This window comes from Phenylobacterium composti DSM 19425, assembly GCF_059568645.1.
Window position 1 is genome coordinate 90,595 of sequence record NZ_JCANTT010000018.1, and the last position, 22,728, is coordinate 113,322.

The following is a 22,728-nucleotide window of genomic DNA, read 5'->3' on the forward strand; positions in this document are numbered from 1 at the left end:
CCAGGACCTTCCACAAACACAAGACAGTCCGGTCGCGGCGGACCGAGCTTTAGCCCCAACGTTCGCTTTAGGCCGCTTCGATGCAGCGCAGCAAAACACTTGCTGTTTCGCTATGTTTCTCTGGGTGCGCTGCGAAAATCCGCCTCAGGCGGCCGGAAAGTCCTGAGCGCCGATCAGGTTCATCGACCGATCCTGGATACGCACCTGGGCGGGGCTGCCCAGGTCAGAGAGGCAGCGGGCCAGCGCCCTCGCCTGTTCTTCCGCCCGGCGGCCCGAACGGAACACCAGCGGCTCAAGTTCGGCGCAACGCACCGTCCAGCCATTCGCCAGCGGCGAAACCCAGATCACCTTCGTGTAGGCCATGTCGCCCTCCCGTCAGGTGGAACGCAAAAACAAGAATAGCAGGGGGCTGCGGCCCCCTGCCTTCTCGTTTTCGTGACGATGGCGGCTTTTCGAGGGCCGGCCGGGCCCTCGACACGCCTCAGTTGGCGAGGCGGCGCAGGAAGGACGGGATTTCCAGGTCCTCGGCCGGATCGGTCTCGTCGATCACCTGCGGCGCTTCCAGCGGCTGGGCGCCGCCGCGCACCGGAGCCGGCGCGGCCGTGGCGGCCGGGCGGCTGTCCATCCGCGGCTGCGGCGCGGCCGGCGGGGCGTCGTAGCGCGGACGGCCGCCAAACAGGCTGAGGAAGCCGCCGCGGGGCTTGCGCGGTTCGTAGGCCGGCTCGGTGAAGAGCGGCTCTTCCTCCGCCGGCGCGGGGGCCGCGGGCTCGAAAGCGTGAACCGTCGGCGCCGGGGCCGGCGCCGGCTCGGCCGCAGCGACGCCGCCGAAGATGTCGGGTTGCTCTTCCTCACGGACTTCCGGCTCGAAGGCCGCCTGCGGCTCGGCCGTGGCGGCGGCCATCACGGGCTCCACCTCGGCCTTGGGCGTGACGGAGGCGAGCAGCGGCTCAGCCGTCAGCGAGCGGCGCTCGACGCGCGGCTCGATGGAGGCGATCGAGGCGCCGTCCATGCCGGTGGCCACCACCGACACGCGGATCTTGCCTTCCAGGGTCGGATCGAAGGCGGCGCCGAAGATGATGTTGGCCTCGGGGTCGACCTGCTCCGAGATGGCGTTGGCCGCCTCGTCGACTTCCAGCAGGGTCATGTCCAGGCCGCCGGTGACGTTCACCAGCACCGCCTTGGCGCCCTTCAGCGAGACCTCGTCCAGCAGCGGGTTCTGGATGGCGTTCTGGGCGGCCATCAGGGCGCGGTCGTCGCCGGTGGCCTCGCCGGTGCCCATCATCGCCTTGCCCATCTCGGTCATGACCGTGCGGACGTCGGCGAAGTCGAGGTTGATCAGGCCCGGCAGCACCATCAGGTCGGTGATGGAGCGCACGCCCGAGTGCAGAACCTGGTCGGCCATGCCGAAGGCCTCGGCGAAGGTCGTCCGCTCATTGGCCACGCGGAACAGGTTCTGGTTCGGAATGACGATCAGGGTGTCGACGTAGCGTTGCAGTTCGTTGATGCCGGCCTCGGCCAGGCGCATCCGGTGACGGCCCTCAAAGTGGAAGGGCTTGGTGACCACGCCGACGGTCAGGATGCCGCGCTCGCGCGCGCACTTGGCGATGATCGGGGCCGCGCCGGTGCCGGTGCCGCCGCCCATGCCGGCGGTGATGAAGACCATGTGGGCGCCGTCGAGGTGCTCGCCGATCTCCGGGATGCTCTCCTCGGCCGCACTCATGCCGACTTCAGGATGGGCGCCCGCGCCCAGGCCCTGGGTGACCTGCACGCCGAGCTGAATCCGGCGATCCGTCTTGGCGAACTGCAGCTGCTGCGCGTCGGTGTTGGCGACGACGAACTCCACGCCCTCGAGGCCGGCCTCGATCATGTTGTTGACGGCGTTGCCACCCGCGCCGCCGACGCCGAACACGACGATCCGGGGCTTCAGTTCCGTGGCGCGCGGCGCGGAGAGAGAGATGGCCATGGACCCTGCGTCCTTCCCAAATACGGTCAGAGCGCCAAGCGACCCGCCCGCCCGACGCACCCTTGTTTAAGGATGGGTTTAGTTGGCGACCGACATCCTTAAGCGAGCGTTAAGCCCATAGCGCGAGTCGCGATTCCCGCGAGCTTAGCCACAGGGAAATTTCCGCTTTTGGCTCAAGGACTCACGCCGGGTGGTTCCGACCGGCCCGGGCGGGGGCCGCGGGCAGGCCGTTAGGACATGGTTAGGCCAAGTTAGCGGGTCGTTCAGAAATGGGCGAGCGCCCCCGGCCGAGCCTTGGCCGGAACCTGTTGTGGTCAAGCTCGTTTCGCCCCTTTGGGGCGGGGGCCTCGGAGAATGACATGCCCAGGACCATCGTGGTGATCATGGCCGCCGCGGCGCTGCTTCCGGCGTGCGCCGCCCTGCCGAACACCGCCTCGGCGCCGGCGCCGGAGTCGCCGCCCTTCTCGGCCAGCATCAATGTGCGGAAGGTGAGCGGCTGGGCCGATGCGGGCGCCCGGCTTCCCGCCGACATGGTCCCGGCCCTGACTGAGGCCATGCGCGCCGAGTTCGCCAAGGAACCTCAGGCCGGGCCGGCGGCCAACCTCGTCTTCACCATCGCCGAATACCGCCCCGCCGGCCGGCGGGCGAAGGCCGCCAGCATGACGGTCAAGGTCAGCATCACCACCCCGGCGGGCTCGGCGCTACGCCAGTTCGCAGTGACCAGGGAAGCGGAAGGTCCGGGCGCCGAGGCCCGGGCCAGGCTGATCGCCCAGACCGCAGAAGCCGTCGCCAAGGCTGTCCGCGGGGAAGCCCCGCCGTCCTGAGGCCCTGTTGGGCGCGACCCTAGAGGTTCTCGCGCAGCCAGGCGGCGGCCTTGGCCACCGGATTGGCCCGCGGATCGAGGGGCTCGCGCCGCAGCTTGGCCGAAGTCAGGGACTTGGCCGAGACCGCTTCGCGCGGACCGAAGGCGGCCCGGTGCAGGATCCCGGCCGCCGCCGTGAAGGCCGGGCCCGAGGCGGCGTCGGCCAGGTGCGGCACGCGACGCGGACGGCCCAGGCGAACCGGGCGGTCGAACACCCGCACCGCCACCTCGCGCACGCCGGCCAGCTGGCTGGCCCCGCCGGTCAGCACCAGGCCCGCGCCCGGCTCCACCGGCGCGCCCGAAGCCTTGAGGCGATCGCGCAGCAGTTCGAGGGTCTCCTCAACCCGCGGGGCGATGATGCCCTTCAGCAAGCTGCGCGGCGCCACGACCGGACCTGCGCCCGGATCGTCGCCGCGCGGCGGCGCCTCGATCATCTCGCGGTCCTCATTGGTCGAGGCGATGGCCGAGCCATGCAGGGTCTTGATCCGCTCGGCGCCGGCGATCGAGGTGGACAGGCCCCGGGCGATGTCCTGGGTCACATGCTGGCCGCCCACCGGCACGGTCTCCACATGGACCAGACTGCCGCCCGAGAAGACCGCCGCGGAGGTGGAGCCGCCGCCCATGTCGATGCAGACGCTGCCGAGGTCCATCTCGTCCTCTTCCAGCGCGGCGAGGGCCGAGACGAACGGGGCCGCCACCACGCCTTCCAGCTGCAGGTGGGCGCGCTCGACGCAGGCGCCCAGGGTCTGGAAGACGGTCTCGGCCACCGAGACCACCAGAAGTTCGACGCCCAGGGTCTTGCCGAACATGGCGCGCGGGTCGCGCACGCCGCCCTGTCCGTCCACGGACCAGGCCACGGGCAGGATGTGGATCGCCCGGCGGCCGGGCAGCTTGATCTGGGCCAGGGCGTTCTGGATGGCGCGGATGAGATCGTTGTCGGAGATCGGACGGGCGCCGATGGAGACCCGGCCCGCCACCCGCGACGAGGCCAGCTGGCCCCCAGCGGTGGCCACGGTGACGCCCTGGACGTTCACGCCGGCCACGTTCTCGGCGCGCTCCACGGCCTGGGCGATGGCGTCAGAGGCCTCGTCCAGGTTCACGATCGCGCCGCCACGCACGCCGCGCGACTGGACATAGCCCACCCCGCAGGTGGTGAGGGTCCGGTCGATCTTTCGCACGCCTTCCGGCTTCATGATGAAGCAGGTGACCTTGGACGCGCCGAGGTCCACGGCGGCGATCACCTTCGGCGGCGCCAGCGCAGCCTTCAGGCCTTCACGGCCATCCTTAGCGGCGGCGGAAGCTTCGCGGCGGGTGAGCGACTTGAGCATCTAGGGTCTTTTCTTCTCTCGTTACACGCCGGCGGCGGCCAGGCCGCCGGGCGCGGTGGGGGCGACGGGGGCGCGCGGCCGGACGGCCACGACATCGGGATTGCGCAGGTCGATGCGCTCGAAACCCAGCTCCAGGATCCGAGAGCGCAGGTCGAGCTGCTCCAGCTGGCCCAGGGCGTCTTCCTCGCCGGCCGCCGGGAGCTGGATCAGCGAACCATCCTTCAGCCGCAGGTCCCAGCGGCGGTCATCGACGCGGACCAGGGCTTCCAGGCGCTGCATCAGCTTGGGCCGCTGGGCCAGGATCGGCAGGATTTCCCCCGCATGCTCGGCGCCGCCGGCGCCCACCACCAGGGGCAGCATCGGGAAGCGGCCCGGATCGGCCTCGGGGATCACGCGCCCCTGGTCGTCGATCACCACCGTCTTGCCGGCGTGCTGCCAGACGGCGAGCTGACGGCGCTCCTTCACGGCGATGACCAGGGTGTCCGGCATCAGGCGGACGACCTTGGCCTCCTCCACCCAGCCCACCTGCTCGACGCGGGCGCGCAGGGCGTTGAGATCCATGCCCAGCAGGGGCTGGTCCTTGTGGATCGCGGCGGCGCGGACGATGTCGGGCGTCGCCATCTTCGAGGCGCCCTGGACGTGGACCGTGCGCAGACGGAAGCCGGCCTGGCCGAACTGGCCGTCGATGGCGGCCACGACGCTGTCCGCCAGGGCCTGGCCCCGGCCGCCGGTGGCCAGCGTGGCGGTGACGGCGGCCGCGAGAACGCCGGCCGCGGCGAGCAGGATCAGCTTGGGAGACGCGCCTGCGGAGGCCGGAGCGCGCGCCGCCGCCGCCGGCGCCGCGCCCTTGCCGGACGCGCGCTTATGGCTAAGGGGCGTCTTGGCCCGAGGTTTCGCCGCTACTCGCGATCCTCCCCGCTCCGCCGCGGGCATAGGCGTCCTCCGTGATCCACAACACAAGCCGGTCGAAATCCACCCCTTGCGCCGCCGCCTGCTCGGGGACGAGCGAGGTGGGCGTCATGCCGGGCTGGGTATTGACCTCCAAGAGGACCAGAATGTCGTTAATGTCGTCATAACGAAGGTCCGCCCGGGTAACTCCCTGACAACCAAGGGCGGCATGCGCCTTCTCGGCCATTTCCTTCGCTTTTTCAAAGGCGTGAGCCGGCATCCTGGCCGGGACGATGTGCCGGGATCCGCCGTCCGCGTACTTCGCCTCGTAGTCGTAGAATTCCCGCTCGGTAAGGATTTCGGTGACAGTCATCGCCTTGCCGCCCATCACCCCCACGGCCAGCTCCAGACCGCGCACGAATGGCTCCACCAGCACCTCGTCCCCATAGGTCCAGGAAGGCTCGATGATCTCCTGCGGCGGACGGTTGGCGCGGTCGCGGACGATGTGGACGCCCACCGAGGAGCCTTCGGCATTGGCCTTCACCACATAGGGCGGCGGCATGACGTGGTCGCGGGCCACGTCGAAGCGGTTGTAGAGACCGCCGCCGGGCACGGCGACGCCGGCCGCAGCCATCACCGCCTTGGCCTTGGCCTTGTCCATGGCCAGGGCGGAGGCCAGCACCCCGCAGTGGGTGTAAGGGATCTGCAGCGTCTCCAGGATGCCCTGGACGCAGCCGTCCTCGCCCCAGGCGCCATGCAGGGCGTTGAAGACCACGTCCGGCTTCACCTTCGCCAGCACCTCGGCCAGGTCGCGACCGGCGTCCACCCGGGTGACCCTCGCGCCCAGGCGTTCCAGGGCGTCGGCGCATTCACGCCCCGAGACGAGGCTCACCTCCCGCTCGGAGGAGATGCCCCCCATGAGGACGGCGACGTGATGTCCGGAAAGCGGGGCGGCCATGGGCGACTCTTGAGCTTGGAAGGCGGGTCAACGTCCCGCCGTGGAGGACGCGGGGGCGCCGGTCAAGTGTGCGCGCCGTCACCCTGCGCCTTGGTGAACAGCCGCAGGAAGGCGGCCAGGAGACAGCCGGCGACAATGCCGGCGGTCAGGTCGTGCAGCAGCGTCAGGCCGAAGGTGGCGAACAGCACCGCCCCGGTGCGCCAGTCGCGGGCCATGGCCACGAACTCTTCCTTCTCGGCCATGTTCCAGGCCACCACCACCAGCACCCCGGCCAGGGCCGACAGAGGCACATAGCTGGCGAGCGGGGCGGCCAGCAGCATGAACGCCAGGAGGAAGGCGGCGTGCAGCATGCCCGAGATCGGTGTGCGGGCGCCGGCGCGGATATTGGCGGCCGTCCGGGCGATCGTGCCGGTGACCGCGATCCCGCCGAACAGCGCCGAGCCCACATTGGCCAGGCCCTGGGCCACCAGCTCCATGTTCGAGCGGTGAACCCGCCCGGTCATCTTGTCGGCCACGGTGGCCGAAAGCAGGCTTTCCACCCCGCCCAGCAGCGTGAAGGCCAGGGCCGATGGCAGGACGTCCATCGCCAGGCCAGGGCTGAACGTCGGCACGGACGGCAGCGGCAGCCCCCGGGGCAGTTCGCCGAAGCGCGTGCCGATGGTCTCGATGGGCAGGTGCAGCAGGTAGGCCAGCAGGGTTGCGCCGACCACGCCGTACAGCATCCCCGGCCAGTTGGGCCGCACGCGATGCAGCCAGAGGATGAAGGCCGCGACGCCCAGCCCCAGCGCCAGGGCCGCCGGCGTCACGGTGGGCGCGGCGCCCGCGAGGGCGGCAAGCTTGGGAACCAGGGGCCCCGGCTCGGGCCTGGAGAGGCTCAGGCCCGCCAGGTCACGAATCTGGCTGGCCAGGATCGTTACGGCGATACCGGCGGTGAAACCCACGGTCACCGGATGCGGGATGTAGCGGATCAGCGAGCCCAGGCGGGTCAGGCCCACCACGGTCAGCATCAGGCCCGACATCAGGACCGTCAGCAGCAGGCCCTCGATCCCGAAGCGGGCCACGGTGGCCGAGACGAGGACGATGAAGGCGCCCGCCGGGCCGCCGATCTGGTAGCGGCTGCCGCCCAGGGCCGAGACCAGGAAACCGCCGACGATGGCGGTCCAGAGGCCGCGCTCCGGCCCTACGCCCGAGGCCACGGCGATGGCCATGGACAGCGGCAGGGCCAGGATGGCGACGGTGAGCCCGGCCATGGCGTCCCGCTGGAACGCAGCGGCGTCGTACCCCTCCCTCAGAGTGGTCGCGAGCTTGGGCTTGTAGCGATGGGCTGTGGCGGCGCCGTTCGGCATTTGCAGGCAGGTTTCGCGCCAAACCTGCCCTTGATGCAACTCCGTTTGGCTACGTAGCGGCGCTACCTATCGCCGCTAGCGCGCGAGCGTCCGGAAATCGATGTCGCTGTTGGCCGCGGTGTGCAGGAAGGCGGCCCAGACGGCCACGTTCTGCGCCAGTTCGGCCGGGTCGATCTTGTCCAGGGTGTCGTCCGCCGAGTGGTGGAGGTCGAAGTAGCGACTGGCGTCCTGGGCGAAGTCCACCACCGGCGCGCCCGCCGACACCAGACCCGAGACGTCGGCGCCGCCGAAGCGCGCCGGCTCCGGGCTGACCACCACCTGCAGCGGGGCCAGCGCGTCGGTGAAGGCCTCCATGGCCGGGTGATCCAGGCTGCCCTTCGGCAGGCGCACCTGCCAGATGCGGCCGGCCCCAAGGTCGCTCTCGCCGACCACGACCATTTTCGCGACCTCGTCGCGGTGAGCCTCCAGATAGGCGGCGCTGGAGCCGCCCTGCTCTTCCGAGCCCCACATGACCACGCGGATGGTGCGCTTCAGCGGCCCCTGGCTCGCCGCCAGCTTGGCGGCCGCGGTGGTGATGGCGATGCCGGCGGCGTCATCGATGGCGCCGGTGCCCGGATCCCAGCTGTCCAGGTGCCCGCCCACCACCAGCACCCCGGCGTCGGGATCGGTCCCGGGGATCTCGCCGGAGATGTTGTAGGCTTGGACCTTGGGATCGGAGCGCGAAGTCATGTCGAGCTTGATCACCACGGGCTTGCCCCGGGCGACCAACTTCTCAAGCAGGTCGGCGTCGGGCGTCGCCAGGGCCGCGGCGGGAATGCCCGCCGGCTGCGACCCGCCGGTGTGCGGCAGACGCGCATCGTCCGTGGAGATGGAGCGGACCAAATAAGCCACAGCGCCCCGCTTGGCCGCCTCGACCGGACCGCGGGTCCGCTGGGCGTTGACGGCGCCGTAGCCGGAACCGTCCTGGGTGCGGGGCATCACGCCGGTGACCACGGCGATCTTGCCCTTCAGCGAGCCTTCCGGCTGGGCGAGCAGGTCCTCGAAGCTGCGGAACAGGGCCACCTCGGCGGTCAGCCCGCCCTTCGGCGTCGAGCTCGACCGACCAAGGCCCAGGATGTGCAGCTTGTGCGGATAGGGCGCGACCACCTCGGCCGACTCCGGCCCGCGGAACCAGCCGGGCGTGGTGAAGGTCTCGACCTTCACGTTCTGGAAGCCCTCGCGCTTCAGCGTCTCCACCGCCCAGTCCCGGGCCCGCTCCATCCCGGGCGAGCCCAGCAGGCGCGAACCGACCTCGGTGGTCAGTGATTCCGTGAGGCTCCAGGCCTTCCCGTCGGTCAGCGCCCGGTCGCGGATCGCGGCGGCGTTGGCGGCAAGGTCCTGGGCGGCGGCGGGCGCGGCGGCGACCAGCAGACTGGCGGCGGCGACGGTGATCAGGGCGAAGCTACGCATGGCGCTGGCGTGCGCGGTCCCGGGATTCCCGTCAAGCCGCCTCGCCGCCCGGCCCTGGGGCGTCATCAAGGCTTGCTCCGCGCTTGGCCGCACAGCGCCCGGCTGCGCGGAAATTGAGACGCCGCCCTCAGCGCGCGGGCGCCGCACGCCCGATACGCTTGATTTCCCAGTCCAGCTCGATGCCGAACTTGGCCTTCACGTCGGCGCGGACGGCTTCGCCCAGGCCTTCCAGGTCGGCGGCGGTCGCCTCGCCGGTGTTGATGAGGAAGTTGGCGTGCAGCGGCGAGAACATCGCCCCGCCGAACGGCTTGCCGCGCCAGCCCGCCTCGTCCACCAGCTTCCAGCTGGAATGTCCCGGCGGATTCTTGAAGGTGGAGCCGCCGGTCTTCTCCCGGATCGGTTGGGTCTGCTCGCGCCGGGCGGTGATCTCGGCCATCCGCGCTTCCACGGCCGCCGGATCGTCCGGCGTCCCCTGGTGGAGCGCTCCCAGGAAGATCAGCTGCTCGGCCGCCGCCCGGGCCGACTTGCGATAGCTGTAGCCGAGGTCGGCGTTGGAGAGCGTCAGCCGCTCGCCCAACCGGGTCAGGGCATAGGCCTCCACCAGCACATCCTTGGTCTCCGCGCCGTAGCAACCGGCGTTCATGACCAGCGCCCCGCCGATGGTCCCCGGCACCCCGCGGTAGAACTCCAGGCCCGCGATCCCGGCCTTGGCCGCCTCCCGGGCCACGTTGGCGTCGAGGGCCGCGGCCCCTGCGTAGATGCGGGCGCCGCCGCGCGGCTCCACCTTGGCGAAGGCCTTGCCCAGGCGGATCACCACCCCCTCGACGCCGCCGTCGCGCACCAGCGTGTTCGAGCCCACGCCCAGCACGGTCACCGGCACGTCCGCAGGCAGCCCTTTGAGGAAGGCGGCGAGATCCTCCTCGTCCTCGGGCAGGAAGATCACGTCGGCCGGGCCGCCCACGCGGAACCAGGTGAAGGGGCCCAGCGGCTCGTCCTTCAGGATCTTGCCGCGAACGGCGGGCAGGCGGTCCTTCCAGCTCATCCGCCGCGGCCTATCCGAGCGCTTCCAGCTCGCCCGGCAGGGCGTAGGCCCAGCTGGTGATGTCCCCGGCGCCCAGCAGCACCACGAGATCGCCGGCCTGCGCCTCCTCGCGGACGATGCCGGCCAGGTCGGAAGGCGCCGGCAGCGGCAGCACGCGGCGGTGGCCATATCGGCGCAGGCCCGTCACCAGGCCGTCCTTGTCGACCCCCGGGATCGGCGCCTCGCCGGCCGGATAGACGTCGGCCACGATCACGGTGTCGGCGTCGTTGAAACAGGCGCAGAAGTCGTCGAACAGGTCGCGCAGGCGCGTGTAGCGGTGGGGCTGGACCACGGCGATCACCTTGCCCTCGCTCACCGCCCGGGCCGCTTTCAGCACCGAGGCGATCTCCACCGGATGGTGGCCATAGTCGTCGACCACGCGCACGCCGTTGGCCACGCCCGTGGTGGTGAAACGCCGCCGCACCCCGCCAAAGCTCGCCAGGCCCTTGCGGATGGCCTCGCCATCCACGCCCAGTTCGCGGGCCACGGCGATGGCGGCAAGGGCGTTCTGGACGTTGTGCTGGCCCGCCATGGGCAGGAGCAGGTCCTCATAGGAGGCCGCCTCGCCCTCGTGAGGCTGGATGATGACGTTGAACCGCGCCCCGTCCGGCCCCATCCGGATATCGTGCGCCCGGACCTCGGCCTGGGGATTGAGGCCGTAGGTGATCAGCCGGCGGTTCTCCACCCGCGCAGCCATGGCCTGCACCTCTGGATGGTCGGTGCAGACCGCGGCGAAGCCGTAGAACGGAATGTTCTCCACGAAGTCCTGGAAGGCCTTCTTCACGGCCTCGAAGTCGCCGTAGTGGTCCAGGTGCTCGGGGTCGATATTGGTGACGACCGCCGCCGTCGACTTCAGCTTCAGGAAGGTGCCGTCGCTCTCGTCCGCCTCCACGACGATCCAGTCGCCGGAGCCGACCTTGGCATTGGTGCCATAGGCGTTGATGATGCCTCCGTTCACCACGGTGGGGTCGAGCCCGCCCGCATCCAGCAGGGTGGCCACCATGGAAGTGGTGGTGGTCTTGCCGTGGGTGCCGCCCACCGCCACCGAGAACTGCAGCCGCATGATCTCGGCCAGCATCTCGGCCCGACGGACCAGGGGCAGGCGCTTCTCGCGGCCGGCCACCATCTCGGGATTGTCCGGCCTTACGGCCGTCGAATAGACGATGGCGTAGGCGCCCTCGATATTAGCCGCGTCGTGACCGATGAACACCTTCGCGCCCAGCTTCTCGAGCCGTTCGGTGTTGGCGCTGGCCTTCGCGTCCGAGCCCTGCACCTGGTAGCCGGTGCGCAGCATGATCTCGGCGATGCCGCTCATGCCGATGCCCCCGATGCCGATGAAGTGCACGGGGCCGATTTCGAAGGGAACAGGGCGGCGATTCATGGAGTCCTGCTAACGCCGCTGGCGGTTCGCAGCAATGGCTAGCCGCCGCGCGCCGTCTGCTCGACCACGTCCGCGAGACGTTCGGCCGCATCCGGAATGGCCACGGACCGGGCCGCCTCGGCCATCCGCTGCAGCCGCGCCGGGTTGGTGAGCAGCTTCTCGAGGGCGTTGGCCAGGCTGTCCACGGTCAACTGATGCTCACGCGCCACCTCCGCGCCGCCGGCGTCAGCCAGCAGCTTGGCGTTCTGGCCCTGGTCGTCGTCCAGGGCGATGGCCAGAGGCACCAGGATCGACGGCTTTCCGGCCACCGCGAACTCGCAAACGGTGCCGGCCCCGGCCCGGCCGATCACCAGATGGGCGTCGCGCAGGCGGGCGGCGATGTCCCGGAAGAAAGGGGCGATCTCGGCGTCCACCAGGGCGTCCTGATAGACCCGCCGGGCGGTGTTCATGGACTCGGCCCGGGTCTGCTGCTGCACCACCAGTCGCCGGCGCAGATCCTCCGGCAGCGCCTTCACGGCCTCAGGCACCAGCTCGGACAGGAGGCGGGCGCCCTGGCTGCCGCCGGTCACCAGAAGGCGCACGGTCCCGTTCGGCTCGGGCGGGACATAGGGAACCTCGGCCAAGGCCCGGATCGGCGGCCGCACCGGATTGCCCACCACGATGGCGCGGCCGGCGACCTTGGCCGGCGCCTTCTTCAGGGTCGGGAAGGCGCAGGCCACCGTCTTCACATGGCTGGCCAGCATCCGGTTGGTCCGGCCCATCACCGCATTCTGCTCATGGATCACGGTGGGACGACGCTCGAGGAGCGCCGCCACCAGGGCCGGGGCCGACGGATAGCCGCCAAAGCCCACGACGACGCTGGGCTGGATCTCGCGGAAGGCGGCCCGGGCGTGCAGCGCCCCGCGCAGGACGGCGAAACCGGCCCGCATCATGCCGACGGGGTCGCCGGGCTTGTAGGTGGCCGCCGACAGCCCGATGCGGCGCTCGGCGGGGAAGTCCTGGGCCAGGCCCGCCACCCGTTCGTCCGAGGCGAGCACGATCCGCCAGCCCCGGGCGATCAGCGCCTCGGCCAGAGCCTGGGCGGGGAAGAGATGGCCTCCGGTGCCCCCGGCGGCGACGACAGCGATCTTACGCATCAGGCCTCGAGGGTTAGGCGAAGGCGCCCGCCTTGGCGAGCCCTTCGGTCGGGGTGTAGGCGCCCGGCCGGCGGCGCGTGAGCGCCAGGGCCATGCCCAGGGTCAGGCCCATGGCCAGCATGGACGAGCCGCCGTAGCTGATGAACGGCAGGGTCATGCCCTTGGTGGGCATCATGTTGAGATTGACCGCCAGGTTGATGATCGCCTGCTGGCCGACCAGCACGAACAGCCCCGCCGCCGCCACCTGCTCGAACGGGTCGGTCAGCTTCATGGAGCGGTAGAGGCCGCGCACCACCACGAAGGCGAACAGGGCGATGATCAGCAGCAGGAACACCAGGCCGAACTCCTCGGCGCCCACCGAGGCGGCGAAGTCGGTGTGCAGGTCGGGCACCCGCCGCTTCATAACTCCCTCGCCCGGCCCGCGGCCGAACAGTCCGCCCGCCGCCTGGGCGACGGCGGCGGCGTCCACCTGATGGGTGTCGGCCTTGTCCGGGGACAGGAAGCGGTCCACGCGGCTCTGCACGTGCGGGAACAGGAAATAGGTCGAGGATAGGCCAGCCAGGGCCACCGCTCCCAGCAGCATCACCCACGACATCGGCACCCCGGCCATCCAGAATGCCGCGCCGAAGGCGACGGTGATCAGCACCGTCTGGCCCACGTCGGGCTGGATCAGCAACAGGGCCACGGAGACGCCATAGAGCGCAAAGGCGATGGAGACGCCAGGAACGCCCTGCCCCTTCTGGCCTTCCGCGAACATCCAGGCCACCAGGATGATCAGCGCCGGCTTCATGTATTCCGAGGGCTGGAAGGTGAAGCCGCCGAACTCGATCCAGCGGGTCGCCCCCTTGGCGTTGTGGCCGATGAACGGCAGGGCGATCATCACCGCGATCGCCACCACCCAGATGAAGAAGGCCGCCCGCCGGACGCCTTTGACGTCCAGCATCGAGACGGTGAGCAATATGATCGTGGCGCCCACGGCGAAGACGCACTGGCGGACCGCGAAGTGGAACGGGTCGCCGATGTTCATCCGCATGGCGGCGGCCGGGCTCGACGAGAACGAGATGACCACGCCGATGAAGATCAGCAAGGCCACCACGCCGAGCATCCACCGGTCCACGGTCCACCACCAGACGCCCAGGGGCGAACGGTCCGAACGCGGGAAGGCGTGAGCCTGGCTGACGGGCGTCATGCGAGGGGCCCCTGGGCCTGGGCCAAACGCTGGACAGCGGCGCGGAAGGCTTCGCCGCGCTGCTCGAAATCGGCGAACTGGTCGAACGAGGCGCAGGCCGGCGACAGGAGGACGATGGCGTCCTCGCCGCTGGCGCGGGCGTCCCCATAGGCCTGGGCCACCGCCGCCTCCATGGTTCCGGCCTGGACGACGGGGGCATGGCCCTTGAGCGTCTCGGCGAAGGCCGGCGCGGCCTCGCCGATCAGATAGGCCTTCTCGACCCGCGGAAAGAGGTCGGTCAGGCTGTCGATGCCGCCGGTCTTGGGCAGGCCGCCGGCGATCCAGAAGAACTTCGGATAGCTCGACATCGCCTGGCGAGCGGCGTCTGCGTTGGTGGCCTTGCTGTCGTTGACGAAGCGGACCTTGCCGAGGGTCGCCACCGTCTCCATCCGGTGCGCAAGCCCCGGGAAGGTCATCAGATGCTGGGCGGCTTCCTCGCCCGAGACGCCCAGGCCCTTCACCGCCGCATAGGCCGCGGCGGCGTTCTGCCAGTTGTGGCGGCCCGGCAGCGAGCGAGCCCGCTTCAGGTCGGCCACCTCCTGTGCGCGCTCACCGGTGGCGTCGTACAGCAGGCCGTCGAGGGCGTAGACGCCCCGGCTCATGGCCTTGGAGGCCGAGATCGGCACGATGGTCCGGCGGTTGGCGGCGGTGATCTCGGTGCAGATCCGCTGGCCCCAGGCGTCGTCCACGCCGATAACCGCGGTGTCGCCCTTGCCCTGGTTGAGGAGGATGCGGCGCTTGGCGGCCACGTACTCGTCCATTGTCCCGTGCCGTTCCAAGTGGTCGGGCGAGACGTTGACGATCACCGTGACGTCGGCGTGCAGGCTTGAGGTCAGATCGAGCTGGTAGGACGACAGTTCCAGGACATAGACCGCCCCGCCGTGCATGTCCTCCAGGCCCAGCACGCCATAGCCGATGTTGCCGCCGATGCGGACGTCCCGGCCGGCCTCGGCCAGGATGTGGCCGATCAGGGCGGTGGTGGTCGACTTGCCGTTGGTGCCGGTGATGGCGACGATCTTCGGCCGCTTGTGCTCGGGCGCGGCGTTTACCGTGCGGGCGAACAGTTCCACATCGCCCAGGATCTCGACCCCGGCCTCCCGGGCCCGCTGCACGGTCCAGTGCGGCGCAGGATGGGTCAGCGGCACCCCCGGCGAGAGCATGATCGCCGCAAGGCCGCTCCAGTCAGCCTGGGACAGGTCGGTGAGTTCGAACCCCTCTGCCTCGGCCGCGGCCCGGGACTTCGGATTGTCGTCCCACAGGGCCAGCTTCGCGCCCCCGGCCATGAGGGCGCGCGCCGCCGCCAGTCCCGTGCGGGCCAGGCCGAAAACGGCGACCGTCCTGCCTTCGAAGCCGAGAACCGGGATCATGGCCGCGCCTTGCCCTCCTACCGCAGCTTGAGGGTGGCCAGGCCCAGGAGGGCCAGCATGATGGAAACGATCCAGAAGCGGATCACCACGGTCGATTCCGACCAGCCGAGCTTTTCGAAGTGGTGGTGGATCGGAGCCATCAGGAAGATGCGCCGCCCCGTCCGCTTGAACCAGGCGACCTGGATGATCACCGACAGGGTTTCGGCCACGAACAGGCCGCCGATCACCGCCAGGAGAATCTCATGGCGGGTGGCCACCGCCACCGTACCCACCGCCCCGCCCAAGGCCAGGGAGCCGGTGTCGCCCATGAAGATCTTCGCGGGCGGCGCGTTGTACCAGAGGAAGCCCAGCCCCGAGCCGATCAGCGCCCCGCAGAAGACCGAGATCTCGCCGACCCCGGGCACGTGGTGGAGCTGCAGATAGTTCGAGAAGACGAAGTTCCCGACCAGATAGGCGATGAGGCCGTAGGCCGCCGCGGCGATCATCACCGGCACCGTGGCCAAGCCGTCGAGCCCGTCGGTGAAGTTCACCGCATTGGCGGCCCCCACGATGATGAAGGCCCCGAACAGCAGGTAGAACCAGTTCAGGTCGAGGAAGTACTGCTTGAACATCGGGAAGGTCACCGAAGTCAGCAGCTCCGGCGTCTGGGCCGGCTTCTGGGCGAAGACGATGATCAGGGCCACAGCCGCCATGGCGATCGCCGCCTCCAGCACCAGGCGCAGCTTGCCCGAGACCCCCGCCGTGGATTGCTTGGCGACCTTGGCGTAATCGTCCAGGAAGCCCAGCAGGCCGTAGCCGGCGGTGACGATCACCACCGCCCAGACATAGACATTGGAGAGGTCGCTCCACAGCAGCGTCCCGGCGAGCAGACCGGCCAGGATCATAACCCCGCCCATGGTCGGCGTGCCGGCCTTCTCGATCACGTGGCGCTGGATGCCTTCGGAGCGGATCGGCTGGCCCTTGCCCTGCTTGGCCTGCATCCAGCGGATGAAGCGCGAGCCCATGGCGACCACCACGAGCTGGGCCGTGAAGATGGCCATGCCCGTCCGGAAGGTCTGATATTTCAGCAGGTTGAGGATCGGGACGTAGCCGGAGGCTGCGAACTGTTCATACAGCCAGTAGAACATCAGGCCGCCCCTCCTGCCCCCGAGCCGAGCGCGGCCAGGGCCTGCGCGATCGCGCCGGCTTTCGACCCGTTCGACCCCTTGACCATGACCACATCGCCCGACTGCACCGCCTGGACGACCTGCGGCGCGAGCTCCGCAGCGGTTTCGGCGTAACCCCCGCGCCGAGTCGGCGGAAGGGCGTCCCAGAGCGATTTCATCTGCGAGCCGGCGCAGAAGACGAGGTCAATTGACGCAGCCTCCAGCGGCGCCGCCAGACCCGTGTGAAATGCGTCGGAATCCGCGCCGAGTTCGAGCATATCGGTGAGCGCCACGATCCGCCGGCCCGCCACTTGGCGCGCGCCGAGGGTGGCGATGGCCGAGGCCATGGAAATGGGATTGGCGTTGTAGCTCTCGTCGATGAGCGTGAACGTTCCGCCGTCCTTGGGGATCTCCATCTCGGCGCCACGCCCGGCCAGGGGCTCGAAGGCGCCGAGGGCGGCGAGGCCGTGCGACAGGTCCACGTCCAGGGCCTGGAGCATCAACAGCACGGCCATGCTGTTCAGGCCCCAGTGGAAGCCGGTTTGCAGGATCGGGAAGTCCAGCGCCTTGCCATCCAGCCGCGCCTGCACCACCGCATGCGGGCCGCCCGGCCCCGCCGCGACCTGGAAATCGATGAGCCGGGCGTCACAGCCCTCGCCCGTCCCGAAGCTGCGGACGGTCGCGCCTGCCGCCTCGGCCGCGTCCCTGAGCAGGCCGAACCAGCGGTTGTCGGCGTTCAGCACGGCCACGCCGCCGGGCTCCAGCCCTTCGAAAATCTCGGCCTTGGCCCGGGCGACTCCCGTCTCGCCGTCGGGGAAGTTCTCGGTGTGGACGGGCCCCACCGTCGTCACCACGGCCGAATGCGGCCGCACCATGCGGGTGAGCGGCCGGATCTCGTCGGCGTGGTTCATGCCGATCTCGAACACCGCCCGATCCACCCCGCGCGGCATCCGCGCCAGGGTCAGCGGCACGCCGATGTGGTTGTTGTAGCTCTTGACCGACGAATGGGCCGGCCCGGCCAGCTTCAGGCCCGCCATGACCGCCTGGGTGACGCTGGTCTTGCCCACCGAGCCGGTCACCGCGCCGCGCTTGACCTGAGGCGCCCGCTCCCGGGCCGCCACGCCCAGCCGCTCCAGAGCCTGGAGGGTATCGTCCACCATCACCGCCGGAGCGTCCACCGCCCGGGCGGCCAGCACGCCCGCCGCGCCCTTGGCCAGGGCCTGGGCGACGAACTCATGGCCATCGCGCACGCCCGCCAGGGCCACGAACAGGTCGCCCGGCTCCAGCGTCCGGGTGTCGATGGAGACGCCGGAGGCCGCGAAACCGCCGGCGATCCGGCCGCCCGTGGCCGCAGCGATCTCCTCGGCGGTCCAGAGCGGCTCAGCCATGGACGAGCTCCAGCGCCTGGGCCGTCTCGGCCACGTCGTCGAACGGGTGGGTCACGCCGCCGATGATCTGGCCCTGCTCGTGGCCCTTGCCGGCCACTACCAGGATATCGCCGTCGCGCAGCATGGCCGCGGCGGCGCGGATGGCCTCCCGGCGGTCGCCGATCTCGGTGGCGTCCGGGCAGCCGGCCATGACCTCAGCCCGGATCGCGGCCGGCACCTCCGAGCGCGGATTGTCGTCGGTGACGATGGCCACGTCGGCCAGTTGGGCGGCGATCCTGCCCATCAGCGGTCGCTTGGTCCGGTCGCGGTCGCCGCCCGCCCCGAACACCACGATCAGCCGGCCCCGCACATGCGGGCGCAGGGCGTTGAGCACCGTCTCCAGGCCGTCGGGCGTATGAGCATAGTCCACATAGGCCTCGCCGCCGCGCGCCCCCTGCCCGACCCGCTGCAGCCGTCCCGGCGCCCCGGTCAGGGCCTCCAGCCCCGCAAAGACCTCGTCCAGGGTGAGGCCGGCCGCCCGGCACAGGCCCGCCGCCACCAGGGCGTTGGAGGCCTGGAAGGCGCCCGCCAGCGGCAGGCGCACATCGTAGGCCCGGCCCTCGCACTGGATGTGCAACCGCTGGCCCTCCGGCAGCAGTTCGCGGCGGGCGAGCCTCAGGTGCTGGCCCTTTTCGCCCACGGTCATGACCCACTGACCGGCGATCACGGCCGAGGCGGCGAAGGCCGGGAAGGCGTCATTGTCGGCGTTCAGCACCGCCGTCCCGCCCCGCGGCAGCAGGGTGTCGAACAGGCGAAGCTTGGCCGCCCGGTAGGTCTCCATGGTGCCGTGGTAGTCCAGGTGGTCCTGCGTCAGGTTCAGATAGCCCGCCGCGGTCAGCCGCACGCCGTCCAGGCGGCGCTGGTCGATCCCGTGCGACGAGGCCTCCATGGCGAAGTGCGAGACACCCATGGAGGCGAGCTTGGCCAGCCATTCGGCCACGTCGGCGGCGTCAGGCGTGGTCAGGCCCGGCGGGGTCAGTTGCTCGTGCGTGCCGTCCGGACGCGAGACCGTGACGCCCAGGGTGCCCATGCTGGCCGAGGTGCGGCCGGCGCGGGCGAACATCTGGCGGCAGAAATTGGCCACCGAGGTCTTGCCGTTGGTGCCGGTGACCGCGACGCAGACCTGCGGCTGATGCCCCCAGAACTCGGCGGCGGCCAGGGCGTAGGCCCGGCGCGGATCGCGGGCCAGGACGATGGGGACCGGCAGGCCCAGGTCCCGGTCGGCGATCACGGCGGCGGCGCCGGCCTGCACGGCTTGCGCGGCGAAGGCCGCCCCGTCCGCCTTGCTGCCGGGCAGGGCGGCGAACAGCGAACCTGGCTTCACCTTGCGGCTGTCGGCGGTGACGCCGGTGATCTCGGGATCCACCGTCAGGCCGCGTTTCACGATGGCGGACAGGCGCATCACTGACCGTCCCCCACCGGCGTCGCGCCGGCCGGCGCGATCTCGGCGATCTCAGGTTGGCGCTGCACGCCCAGGAACGGCGCGATGCGCTCGATGACCCGGCCCGCGGCAGGGGCGGCCACCCAGCCGCCGGTGGCGTAGCCGGCCGACCGCGCCGTGCCGTGCGGCTCGTCCAGCAGGATCAGCACGAAGTAGCGCTTGGCCTCCACCGGCCCATTGGTGGGGAACACCGCCGCGAACGACGACACCTGGCGCTTGCGGTTGTAGCCGCGGATGGCCGGGTCGTACTTCTCGCCGGTGCCGGTCTTGCCGCCCACCGACAGGCCCGGAATGTTGGCCGACCGGCCGCTGCCCGCCTCACCCGCCACATTGGCGCGCATGATCGACAGCATCTGCAGGGAGGTTCGCTCGGACATCACCTGCCGCCCTTCGACCGACTCGCCCGGCTCCTTCTTGAGGATCGTCAACGGGATCAGCCGACCACCGTTCAGGATGGTGTTGTAGGCCCGGGCCAGGGCCAGGGGCGTGACGTTGATCCCGTGGCCGAACGAGGTCGAGGCGACGGCGTCCTCGTTCCACACCTTGGGCGTCAGCGGCCGGGCGGTCTCGATCAGCTCCACCGGCGCGGGCTCGGTCAGGCCCAGGCGCTTGAAATAGTCGCCCATGCGCTGCGGGCCGATGGCCACCGCCAGCTTGGCCGTACCGATGTTGGACGAGTGCTGGAACACCTCCACCAGCGTCAGCACCTTACGCGCGGCGTGGTAGTCGTGGATGGTCCGGTAGCCCAGCTTGAAGGGCTGGGTGGCGTCGAAGGTGCTGTTGGGCGTGGCCACGCCCGTGTCCAGGCCGATGGCGACGGTGAACGCCTTGAAGGTCGAGCCCATCTCGAAGACCGTCGCCGCCGCCCGGTTGGTCTGGGCGTAGACGCCGGCCTTGCCTGGCTTGTTGGGGTCATAGACGGGCCAGCTGGCCATCCCCAGGATCTCGCCGGTGTGGACGTCGGTCACTAGGCCCACGGCGCCCTTGGGCGTGAACTCGTGGACCGCCTTGTAGAGCTCGTCCTCCAAGGCGCCCTGGACGCGCAGGTCGATGGACAGCGGAATCTGGCCGCCCGCCGCCGCGCGGATCTCCTCGTTCAGCGCCGCCTCGGCCCCGGCGATGCCCTCGCCGCCAGCGTCGGAGAAGCCGATGAAGTGCGCCGCCGAGGTGCCCAGGGGATAGACCCGGCGCTGCTCGGGCTCGAAGCTCACGCCCGGCAGGCCCAGGGCGTGCACCTTGTTCCGCTGCTCGGGCGTCAGGGCGCCCAGGACGAAGATGCGGCGATTGCCGCGCAGGGCCCGCTCCAGGCGGTTGGGATCGAGGTTCGGCAGGGCCGCCAGCAGAGCCCGGCGGGTCTCCTCGGGCTCCCAGATTTCCCGGGGGTCGATGTAGAGGCCGTAGTGCAGCAGGTCGGCCGCCAGCAGCATGCCGTTGCGGTCGACCAGGTCCGCGCGGGTGGTGGCGGCGGGCGCCACCCGGCCGTCCGCCCGCGCCGCGTCCGAGAACAGCGCCGCCCGTGTGGCGCCGATGGCCAGGATCACGAACCCGATCGCGAAAAGCACCAGGACGAAGAAGATGCGCAGGCGCGTGTCGTCCTCGGCGCGCCCCGAGGCGCGGGCCCGCTCGAAGGCATGCTCCAGCCCCCAGACGCGCTCGGACAGCCACCGCGACAGCAGCGAAGCGCGCAGCGATGACTCGCCAAAGCTCATCGGCTCGCCTCTGCGATGCGCAGCGGCAGGGCCTCCGGCGGCGGAGGCGGCGGCACGCCGGGGATGGCGTCGCTCTCGTTGACCATGGCGGCCACGATGGAGACCGGCTTCTCCTTCTTGGGCGGGCCAGCCCGGGCGATGTCGATGATCTGCTCGACCGTGGCTTCGCGGCCCGCGGTCACCGGCTCCATCTTCAGATAGCCCACCGACAGCCGCTCGATGCGTCCGGGCTGCTCCAGGTGGGCGACCTCGGCCTGCAGCAGGCGGATGCGGGTCTGTTCGGCCTTGATCTGTCGCTCGACGGCGGCGATCTCGGCGCGCTCACGCCCGGCGATGGTCTTGGCCAGATAGACGCCGAGGATGAGGACCACCAGCAGGCTCACGCCGATCAGGTCCACGAGGCGGAAGCCGCGAACTTTCCGATCCAGCAGGCTCATGCCGCATCCCTCCAGACCGGCGCATCGGTGCGCACGGCCGCCCTCAGCTTCGCCGAGCGGGCCCGGGGGTTTGCGGCCACCTCCACCTCGGACGGACCGCGCGCGCCGTTGAACAGGAGCTGGAAGCTGGGCGCCGGGCCCTTCTGGACCGGCGGCGCATGGCGCGATCCCGCCGGCGTTCTGCCCGCTCGCACCTGCAGGAAGCTCTTCACGATTCTGTCTTCCAGCGAATGGAACGTGACGACGCAGAGACGGCCCTGCGGCTTCAGCACGCGCTCGGCCGCAGCCAGGCCGGCCTCCAGTTCGGAAAGCTCCTCGTTCACGGCGATACGAAGGCCCTGGAACGACCGGGTGGCCGGATGGATCTTGGCCCCGCGCCGGCCGCCCAGCGTCCGCTCGATGAACTCCGCCAGTTCCAGGGTGCGCGTGAAGGGCTGCTCCTCGCGACGCTTGGCGATGGCCCGGGCGATCCGGCGGCTTTCCCGCTCCTCGCCATAGACGAAGAAGATCCGCGCCAGCTCGGCCGGATCTGCGGTGTTCACGAGGTCGGCGGCGGTGAGACCGCTCGCCCCCATCCGCATGTCCAGCGGCCCGTCATGCAGGAACGAGAAGCCACGCTCGGCCTCATCGAGTTGCATGGACGAGACGCCGAGATCGAGGGCCACGCCATCGACGCTGGCCTCGCCCAGCACCTCGCTCATTTCCGAGAAGCGCACCTCCACCAGGCGGAAACGGTCGCCGGGCAGGCCGTCCGTAAAGCGCTTCACCGTGGGATCGCGATCAAAGGCCGTGACGGACGCGCCGGTGGCAAGGATGGCGCGCGTATAGCCGCCGGCCCCGAAGGTGCCATCGACGATGATCTGGCCGGGCGCGGGGGCGAGCGCGTCCACGACCTCGTTCATCAGGACGGGGATGTGCGGACCCGTCATCCGACGCCTCCCAGACGGGCGGCCCGCTGCTGGGCGCGCAGCTGGGCCAGCCCCTGCCGAGCCAGTTCACGCTGGGCGGCGCGGTGGGCGTTGAAGGCCTCGCGCTCCCAGATCTGGAAGCGGTCGCCGAGACCCACGATCGTCACCCAGTCGGTGAGACCGAACATCTCGCAAAGGCTCTCGGGCAGGGTGATGCGGCCGGCGGTGTCGAACGACAGCTTGGCCATGCCGCCGAGGACCGAGGTCTCCAGAGCCGAGCGCAGGGGATCGCCGAACTCCAGTTCCTCGATGACGCTGTTGTAGCGGTCGAACAGGGCCTTGCCGCCGCCTTCGATGCAGTCGGCCTCGATGGAGGGGAAGCAGAACACGCCGTCGAAGGGGCCGGCGGCGAGCGCGCGGAATTCCTGCGGCACGACGATGCGCCGCTTGGCGTCCAGCTGTTTCTCGAAGGTCGAGAGAAACATCCCGGCCCAGTCCCCTGCCACCCTCGCCCAAAACCCCGCGGCGGCGCCCCAACGCAGCTTTTGGTTAGCGAGACGTTGATTGGGGTATCATGGGATCAACTGGGATACAATGACACCAAATGCCTAAACAGGGCTGAAATCGTGGGGCACGGGCCGCACCTGATGGGCCGATCAGGACCATCCTCAGAA

Annotated in this window: 20 protein-coding genes; 1 reads left to right on the forward strand and 19 read right to left on the reverse strand. The window is 70.4% G+C overall.

What is annotated here, in order from left to right; genetic code table 11:
- Positions 1–144 precede the first annotated feature (144 nt).
- Positions 145–363 (reverse strand): hypothetical protein, encoded by a 219-nt coding sequence (locus tag BO64_RS14170; RefSeq protein ID WP_496403957.1) that lies wholly within the window; start codon positions 361–363, stop codon positions 145–147.
- 118 nt (positions 364–481) lie between these two features.
- On the reverse strand, positions 482–1,963 hold the full coding sequence (gene ftsZ, locus BO64_RS14175; protein ID WP_496403958.1) for a cell division protein FtsZ: 1,482 nt from the start codon (positions 1,961–1,963) through the stop codon (positions 482–484).
- 359 nt (positions 1,964–2,322) lie between these two features.
- On the opposite strand from ftsZ, the gene BO64_RS14180 reads away from it, so the two are divergent.
- The gene (locus tag BO64_RS14180) at positions 2,323–2,787 is read left to right on the forward strand and encodes a hypothetical protein (RefSeq protein WP_496403959.1); all 465 of its coding nucleotides are present in this window, start codon (positions 2,323–2,325) and stop codon (positions 2,785–2,787) included.
- 19 nt (positions 2,788–2,806) lie between these two features.
- On the opposite strand, the gene ftsA is transcribed toward BO64_RS14180, so the two are convergent.
- From ftsA to BO64_RS14265, 17 genes are all read right to left on the reverse strand, one after another.
- Positions 2,807–4,153: a cell division protein FtsA gene (gene ftsA / locus BO64_RS14185; RefSeq protein ID WP_496403960.1), complete on the reverse strand. Its 1,347-nt coding sequence runs from the start codon at positions 4,151–4,153 to the stop codon at positions 2,807–2,809.
- Positions 4,154–4,174: 21 nt separating this feature from the next.
- Positions 4,175–5,086: a cell division protein FtsQ/DivIB gene (locus BO64_RS14190; RefSeq protein WP_496403961.1), complete on the reverse strand. Its 912-nt coding sequence runs from the start codon at positions 5,084–5,086 to the stop codon at positions 4,175–4,177.
- A complete protein-coding gene (locus tag BO64_RS14195; RefSeq protein ID WP_496403962.1) occupies positions 5,022–5,999 on the reverse strand; it encodes a D-alanine--D-alanine ligase in 978 nt (325 codons plus the stop codon). Before BO64_RS14195 ends, BO64_RS14190 begins: the two co-directional genes overlap by 65 nt.
- A 62-nt stretch (positions 6,000–6,061) precedes the next feature.
- Positions 6,062–7,345 carry a SulP family inorganic anion transporter gene (locus tag BO64_RS14200; protein ID WP_496403963.1) on the reverse strand — a complete coding sequence of 428 codons (1,284 nt, stop codon included), beginning with the start codon at positions 7,343–7,345 and terminating at the stop codon, positions 6,062–6,064.
- A 75-nt stretch (positions 7,346–7,420) separates the two neighbouring features.
- Complete coding sequence (locus BO64_RS14205) at positions 7,421–8,794, reverse strand: M20/M25/M40 family metallo-hydrolase (protein WP_496403964.1); 1,374 nt, start codon at positions 8,792–8,794, stop codon at positions 7,421–7,423.
- Positions 8,795–8,921: 127 nt separating this feature from the next.
- Positions 8,922–9,836: a UDP-N-acetylmuramate dehydrogenase gene (murB, locus tag BO64_RS14210; RefSeq protein WP_496403965.1), complete on the reverse strand. Its 915-nt coding sequence runs from the start codon at positions 9,834–9,836 to the stop codon at positions 8,922–8,924.
- A gap of 10 nt (positions 9,837–9,846) precedes the next feature.
- Positions 9,847–11,256 carry a UDP-N-acetylmuramate--L-alanine ligase gene (gene murC / locus BO64_RS14215; protein WP_496403966.1) on the reverse strand — a complete coding sequence of 470 codons (1,410 nt, stop codon included), beginning with the start codon at positions 11,254–11,256 and terminating at the stop codon, positions 9,847–9,849.
- Between the two features lie 38 nt (positions 11,257–11,294).
- On the reverse strand, positions 11,295–12,392 hold the full coding sequence (gene murG / locus BO64_RS14220) for an undecaprenyldiphospho-muramoylpentapeptide beta-N-acetylglucosaminyltransferase (RefSeq protein WP_496403967.1): 1,098 nt from the start codon (positions 12,390–12,392) through the stop codon (positions 11,295–11,297).
- Positions 12,393–12,405: 13 nt separating this feature from the next.
- A complete protein-coding gene (gene ftsW, locus BO64_RS14225; protein ID WP_496403968.1) occupies positions 12,406–13,581 on the reverse strand; it encodes a putative lipid II flippase FtsW in 1,176 nt (391 codons plus the stop codon).
- Positions 13,578–14,987, reverse strand: a complete 1,410-nt coding sequence (gene murD / locus BO64_RS14230; protein ID WP_496403969.1) for a UDP-N-acetylmuramoyl-L-alanine--D-glutamate ligase — start codon at positions 14,985–14,987, stop codon at positions 13,578–13,580. Before murD ends, ftsW begins: the two co-directional genes overlap by 4 nt.
- A 17-nt stretch (positions 14,988–15,004) precedes the next feature.
- Entirely contained in the window at positions 15,005–16,114 is a 1,110-nt protein-coding gene (mraY, locus tag BO64_RS14235) for a phospho-N-acetylmuramoyl-pentapeptide-transferase (RefSeq protein ID WP_496403970.1), read from the reverse strand.
- Positions 16,114–17,520, reverse strand: a complete 1,407-nt coding sequence (locus tag BO64_RS14240) for a UDP-N-acetylmuramoyl-tripeptide--D-alanyl-D-alanine ligase (protein WP_496403971.1) — start codon at positions 17,518–17,520, stop codon at positions 16,114–16,116. Before BO64_RS14240 ends, mraY begins: the two co-directional genes overlap by 1 nt.
- Complete coding sequence (locus BO64_RS14245) at positions 17,513–18,961, reverse strand: UDP-N-acetylmuramoyl-L-alanyl-D-glutamate--2,6-diaminopimelate ligase (protein WP_496403972.1); 1,449 nt, start codon at positions 18,959–18,961, stop codon at positions 17,513–17,515. Before BO64_RS14245 ends, BO64_RS14240 begins: the two co-directional genes overlap by 8 nt.
- On the reverse strand, positions 18,961–20,709 hold the full coding sequence (locus tag BO64_RS14250; RefSeq protein ID WP_496403973.1) for a peptidoglycan D,D-transpeptidase FtsI family protein: 1,749 nt from the start codon (positions 20,707–20,709) through the stop codon (positions 18,961–18,963). The genes BO64_RS14245 and BO64_RS14250 overlap by 1 nt, the downstream gene beginning before the upstream one ends.
- Positions 20,706–21,146, reverse strand: a complete 441-nt coding sequence (gene ftsL / locus BO64_RS14255; protein WP_496403974.1) for a cell division protein FtsL — start codon at positions 21,144–21,146, stop codon at positions 20,706–20,708. The genes BO64_RS14250 and ftsL overlap by 4 nt, the downstream gene beginning before the upstream one ends.
- Positions 21,143–22,075: a 16S rRNA (cytosine(1402)-N(4))-methyltransferase RsmH gene (gene rsmH / locus BO64_RS14260; protein ID WP_496403975.1), complete on the reverse strand. Its 933-nt coding sequence runs from the start codon at positions 22,073–22,075 to the stop codon at positions 21,143–21,145. Before rsmH ends, ftsL begins: the two co-directional genes overlap by 4 nt.
- Positions 22,072–22,539 (reverse strand): division/cell wall cluster transcriptional repressor MraZ, encoded by a 468-nt coding sequence (locus tag BO64_RS14265; RefSeq protein ID WP_496403976.1) that lies wholly within the window; start codon positions 22,537–22,539, stop codon positions 22,072–22,074. Before BO64_RS14265 ends, rsmH begins: the two co-directional genes overlap by 4 nt.
- Between the last annotated feature and the right edge of the window lie 189 nt (positions 22,540–22,728).

What these genes read in the sequence shown, in the direction of transcription:
- BO64_RS14170 (WP_496403957.1), bottom strand. Translation starts at nt 363, where the DNA reads ATGGCCTACACGAAGGTGATCTGGGTTTCGCCGCTGGCGAATGGCTGG.
- ftsZ (WP_496403958.1), bottom strand. Translation starts at nt 1,963, where the DNA reads ATGGCCATCTCTCTCTCCGCGCCGCGCGCCACGGAACTGAAGCCCCGG.
- BO64_RS14180 (WP_496403959.1), top strand. Translation starts at nt 2,323, where the DNA reads ATGCCCAGGACCATCGTGGTGATCATGGCCGCCGCGGCGCTGCTTCCG.
- ftsA (WP_496403960.1), bottom strand. Translation starts at nt 4,153, where the DNA reads ATGCTCAAGTCGCTCACCCGCCGCGAAGCTTCCGCCGCCGCTAAGGAT.
- BO64_RS14190 (WP_496403961.1), bottom strand. Translation starts at nt 5,086, where the DNA reads ATGCCCGCGGCGGAGCGGGGAGGATCGCGAGTAGCGGCGAAACCTCGG.
- BO64_RS14195 (WP_496403962.1), bottom strand. Translation starts at nt 5,999, where the DNA reads ATGGCCGCCCCGCTTTCCGGACATCACGTCGCCGTCCTCATGGGGGGC.
- BO64_RS14200 (WP_496403963.1), bottom strand. Translation starts at nt 7,345, where the DNA reads ATGCCGAACGGCGCCGCCACAGCCCATCGCTACAAGCCCAAGCTCGCG.
- BO64_RS14205 (WP_496403964.1), bottom strand. Translation starts at nt 8,794, where the DNA reads ATGCGTAGCTTCGCCCTGATCACCGTCGCCGCCGCCAGTCTGCTGGTC.
- murB (WP_496403965.1), bottom strand. Translation starts at nt 9,836, where the DNA reads ATGAGCTGGAAGGACCGCCTGCCCGCCGTTCGCGGCAAGATCCTGAAG.
- murC (WP_496403966.1), bottom strand. Translation starts at nt 11,256, where the DNA reads ATGAATCGCCGCCCTGTTCCCTTCGAAATCGGCCCCGTGCACTTCATC.
- murG (WP_496403967.1), bottom strand. Translation starts at nt 12,392, where the DNA reads ATGCGTAAGATCGCTGTCGTCGCCGCCGGGGGCACCGGAGGCCATCTC.
- ftsW (WP_496403968.1), bottom strand. Translation starts at nt 13,581, where the DNA reads ATGACGCCCGTCAGCCAGGCTCACGCCTTCCCGCGTTCGGACCGTTCG.
- murD (WP_496403969.1), bottom strand. Translation starts at nt 14,987, where the DNA reads ATGATCCCGGTTCTCGGCTTCGAAGGCAGGACGGTCGCCGTTTTCGGC.
- mraY (WP_496403970.1), bottom strand. Translation starts at nt 16,114, where the DNA reads ATGTTCTACTGGCTGTATGAACAGTTCGCAGCCTCCGGCTACGTCCCG.
- BO64_RS14240 (WP_496403971.1), bottom strand. Translation starts at nt 17,520, where the DNA reads ATGGCTGAGCCGCTCTGGACCGCCGAGGAGATCGCTGCGGCCACGGGC.
- BO64_RS14245 (WP_496403972.1), bottom strand. Translation starts at nt 18,961, where the DNA reads ATGCGCCTGTCCGCCATCGTGAAACGCGGCCTGACGGTGGATCCCGAG.
- BO64_RS14250 (WP_496403973.1), bottom strand. Translation starts at nt 20,709, where the DNA reads ATGAGCTTTGGCGAGTCATCGCTGCGCGCTTCGCTGCTGTCGCGGTGG.
- ftsL (WP_496403974.1), bottom strand. Translation starts at nt 21,146, where the DNA reads ATGAGCCTGCTGGATCGGAAAGTTCGCGGCTTCCGCCTCGTGGACCTG.
- rsmH (WP_496403975.1), bottom strand. Translation starts at nt 22,075, where the DNA reads ATGACGGGTCCGCACATCCCCGTCCTGATGAACGAGGTCGTGGACGCG.
- BO64_RS14265 (WP_496403976.1), bottom strand. Translation starts at nt 22,539, where the DNA reads ATGTTTCTCTCGACCTTCGAGAAACAGCTGGACGCCAAGCGGCGCATC.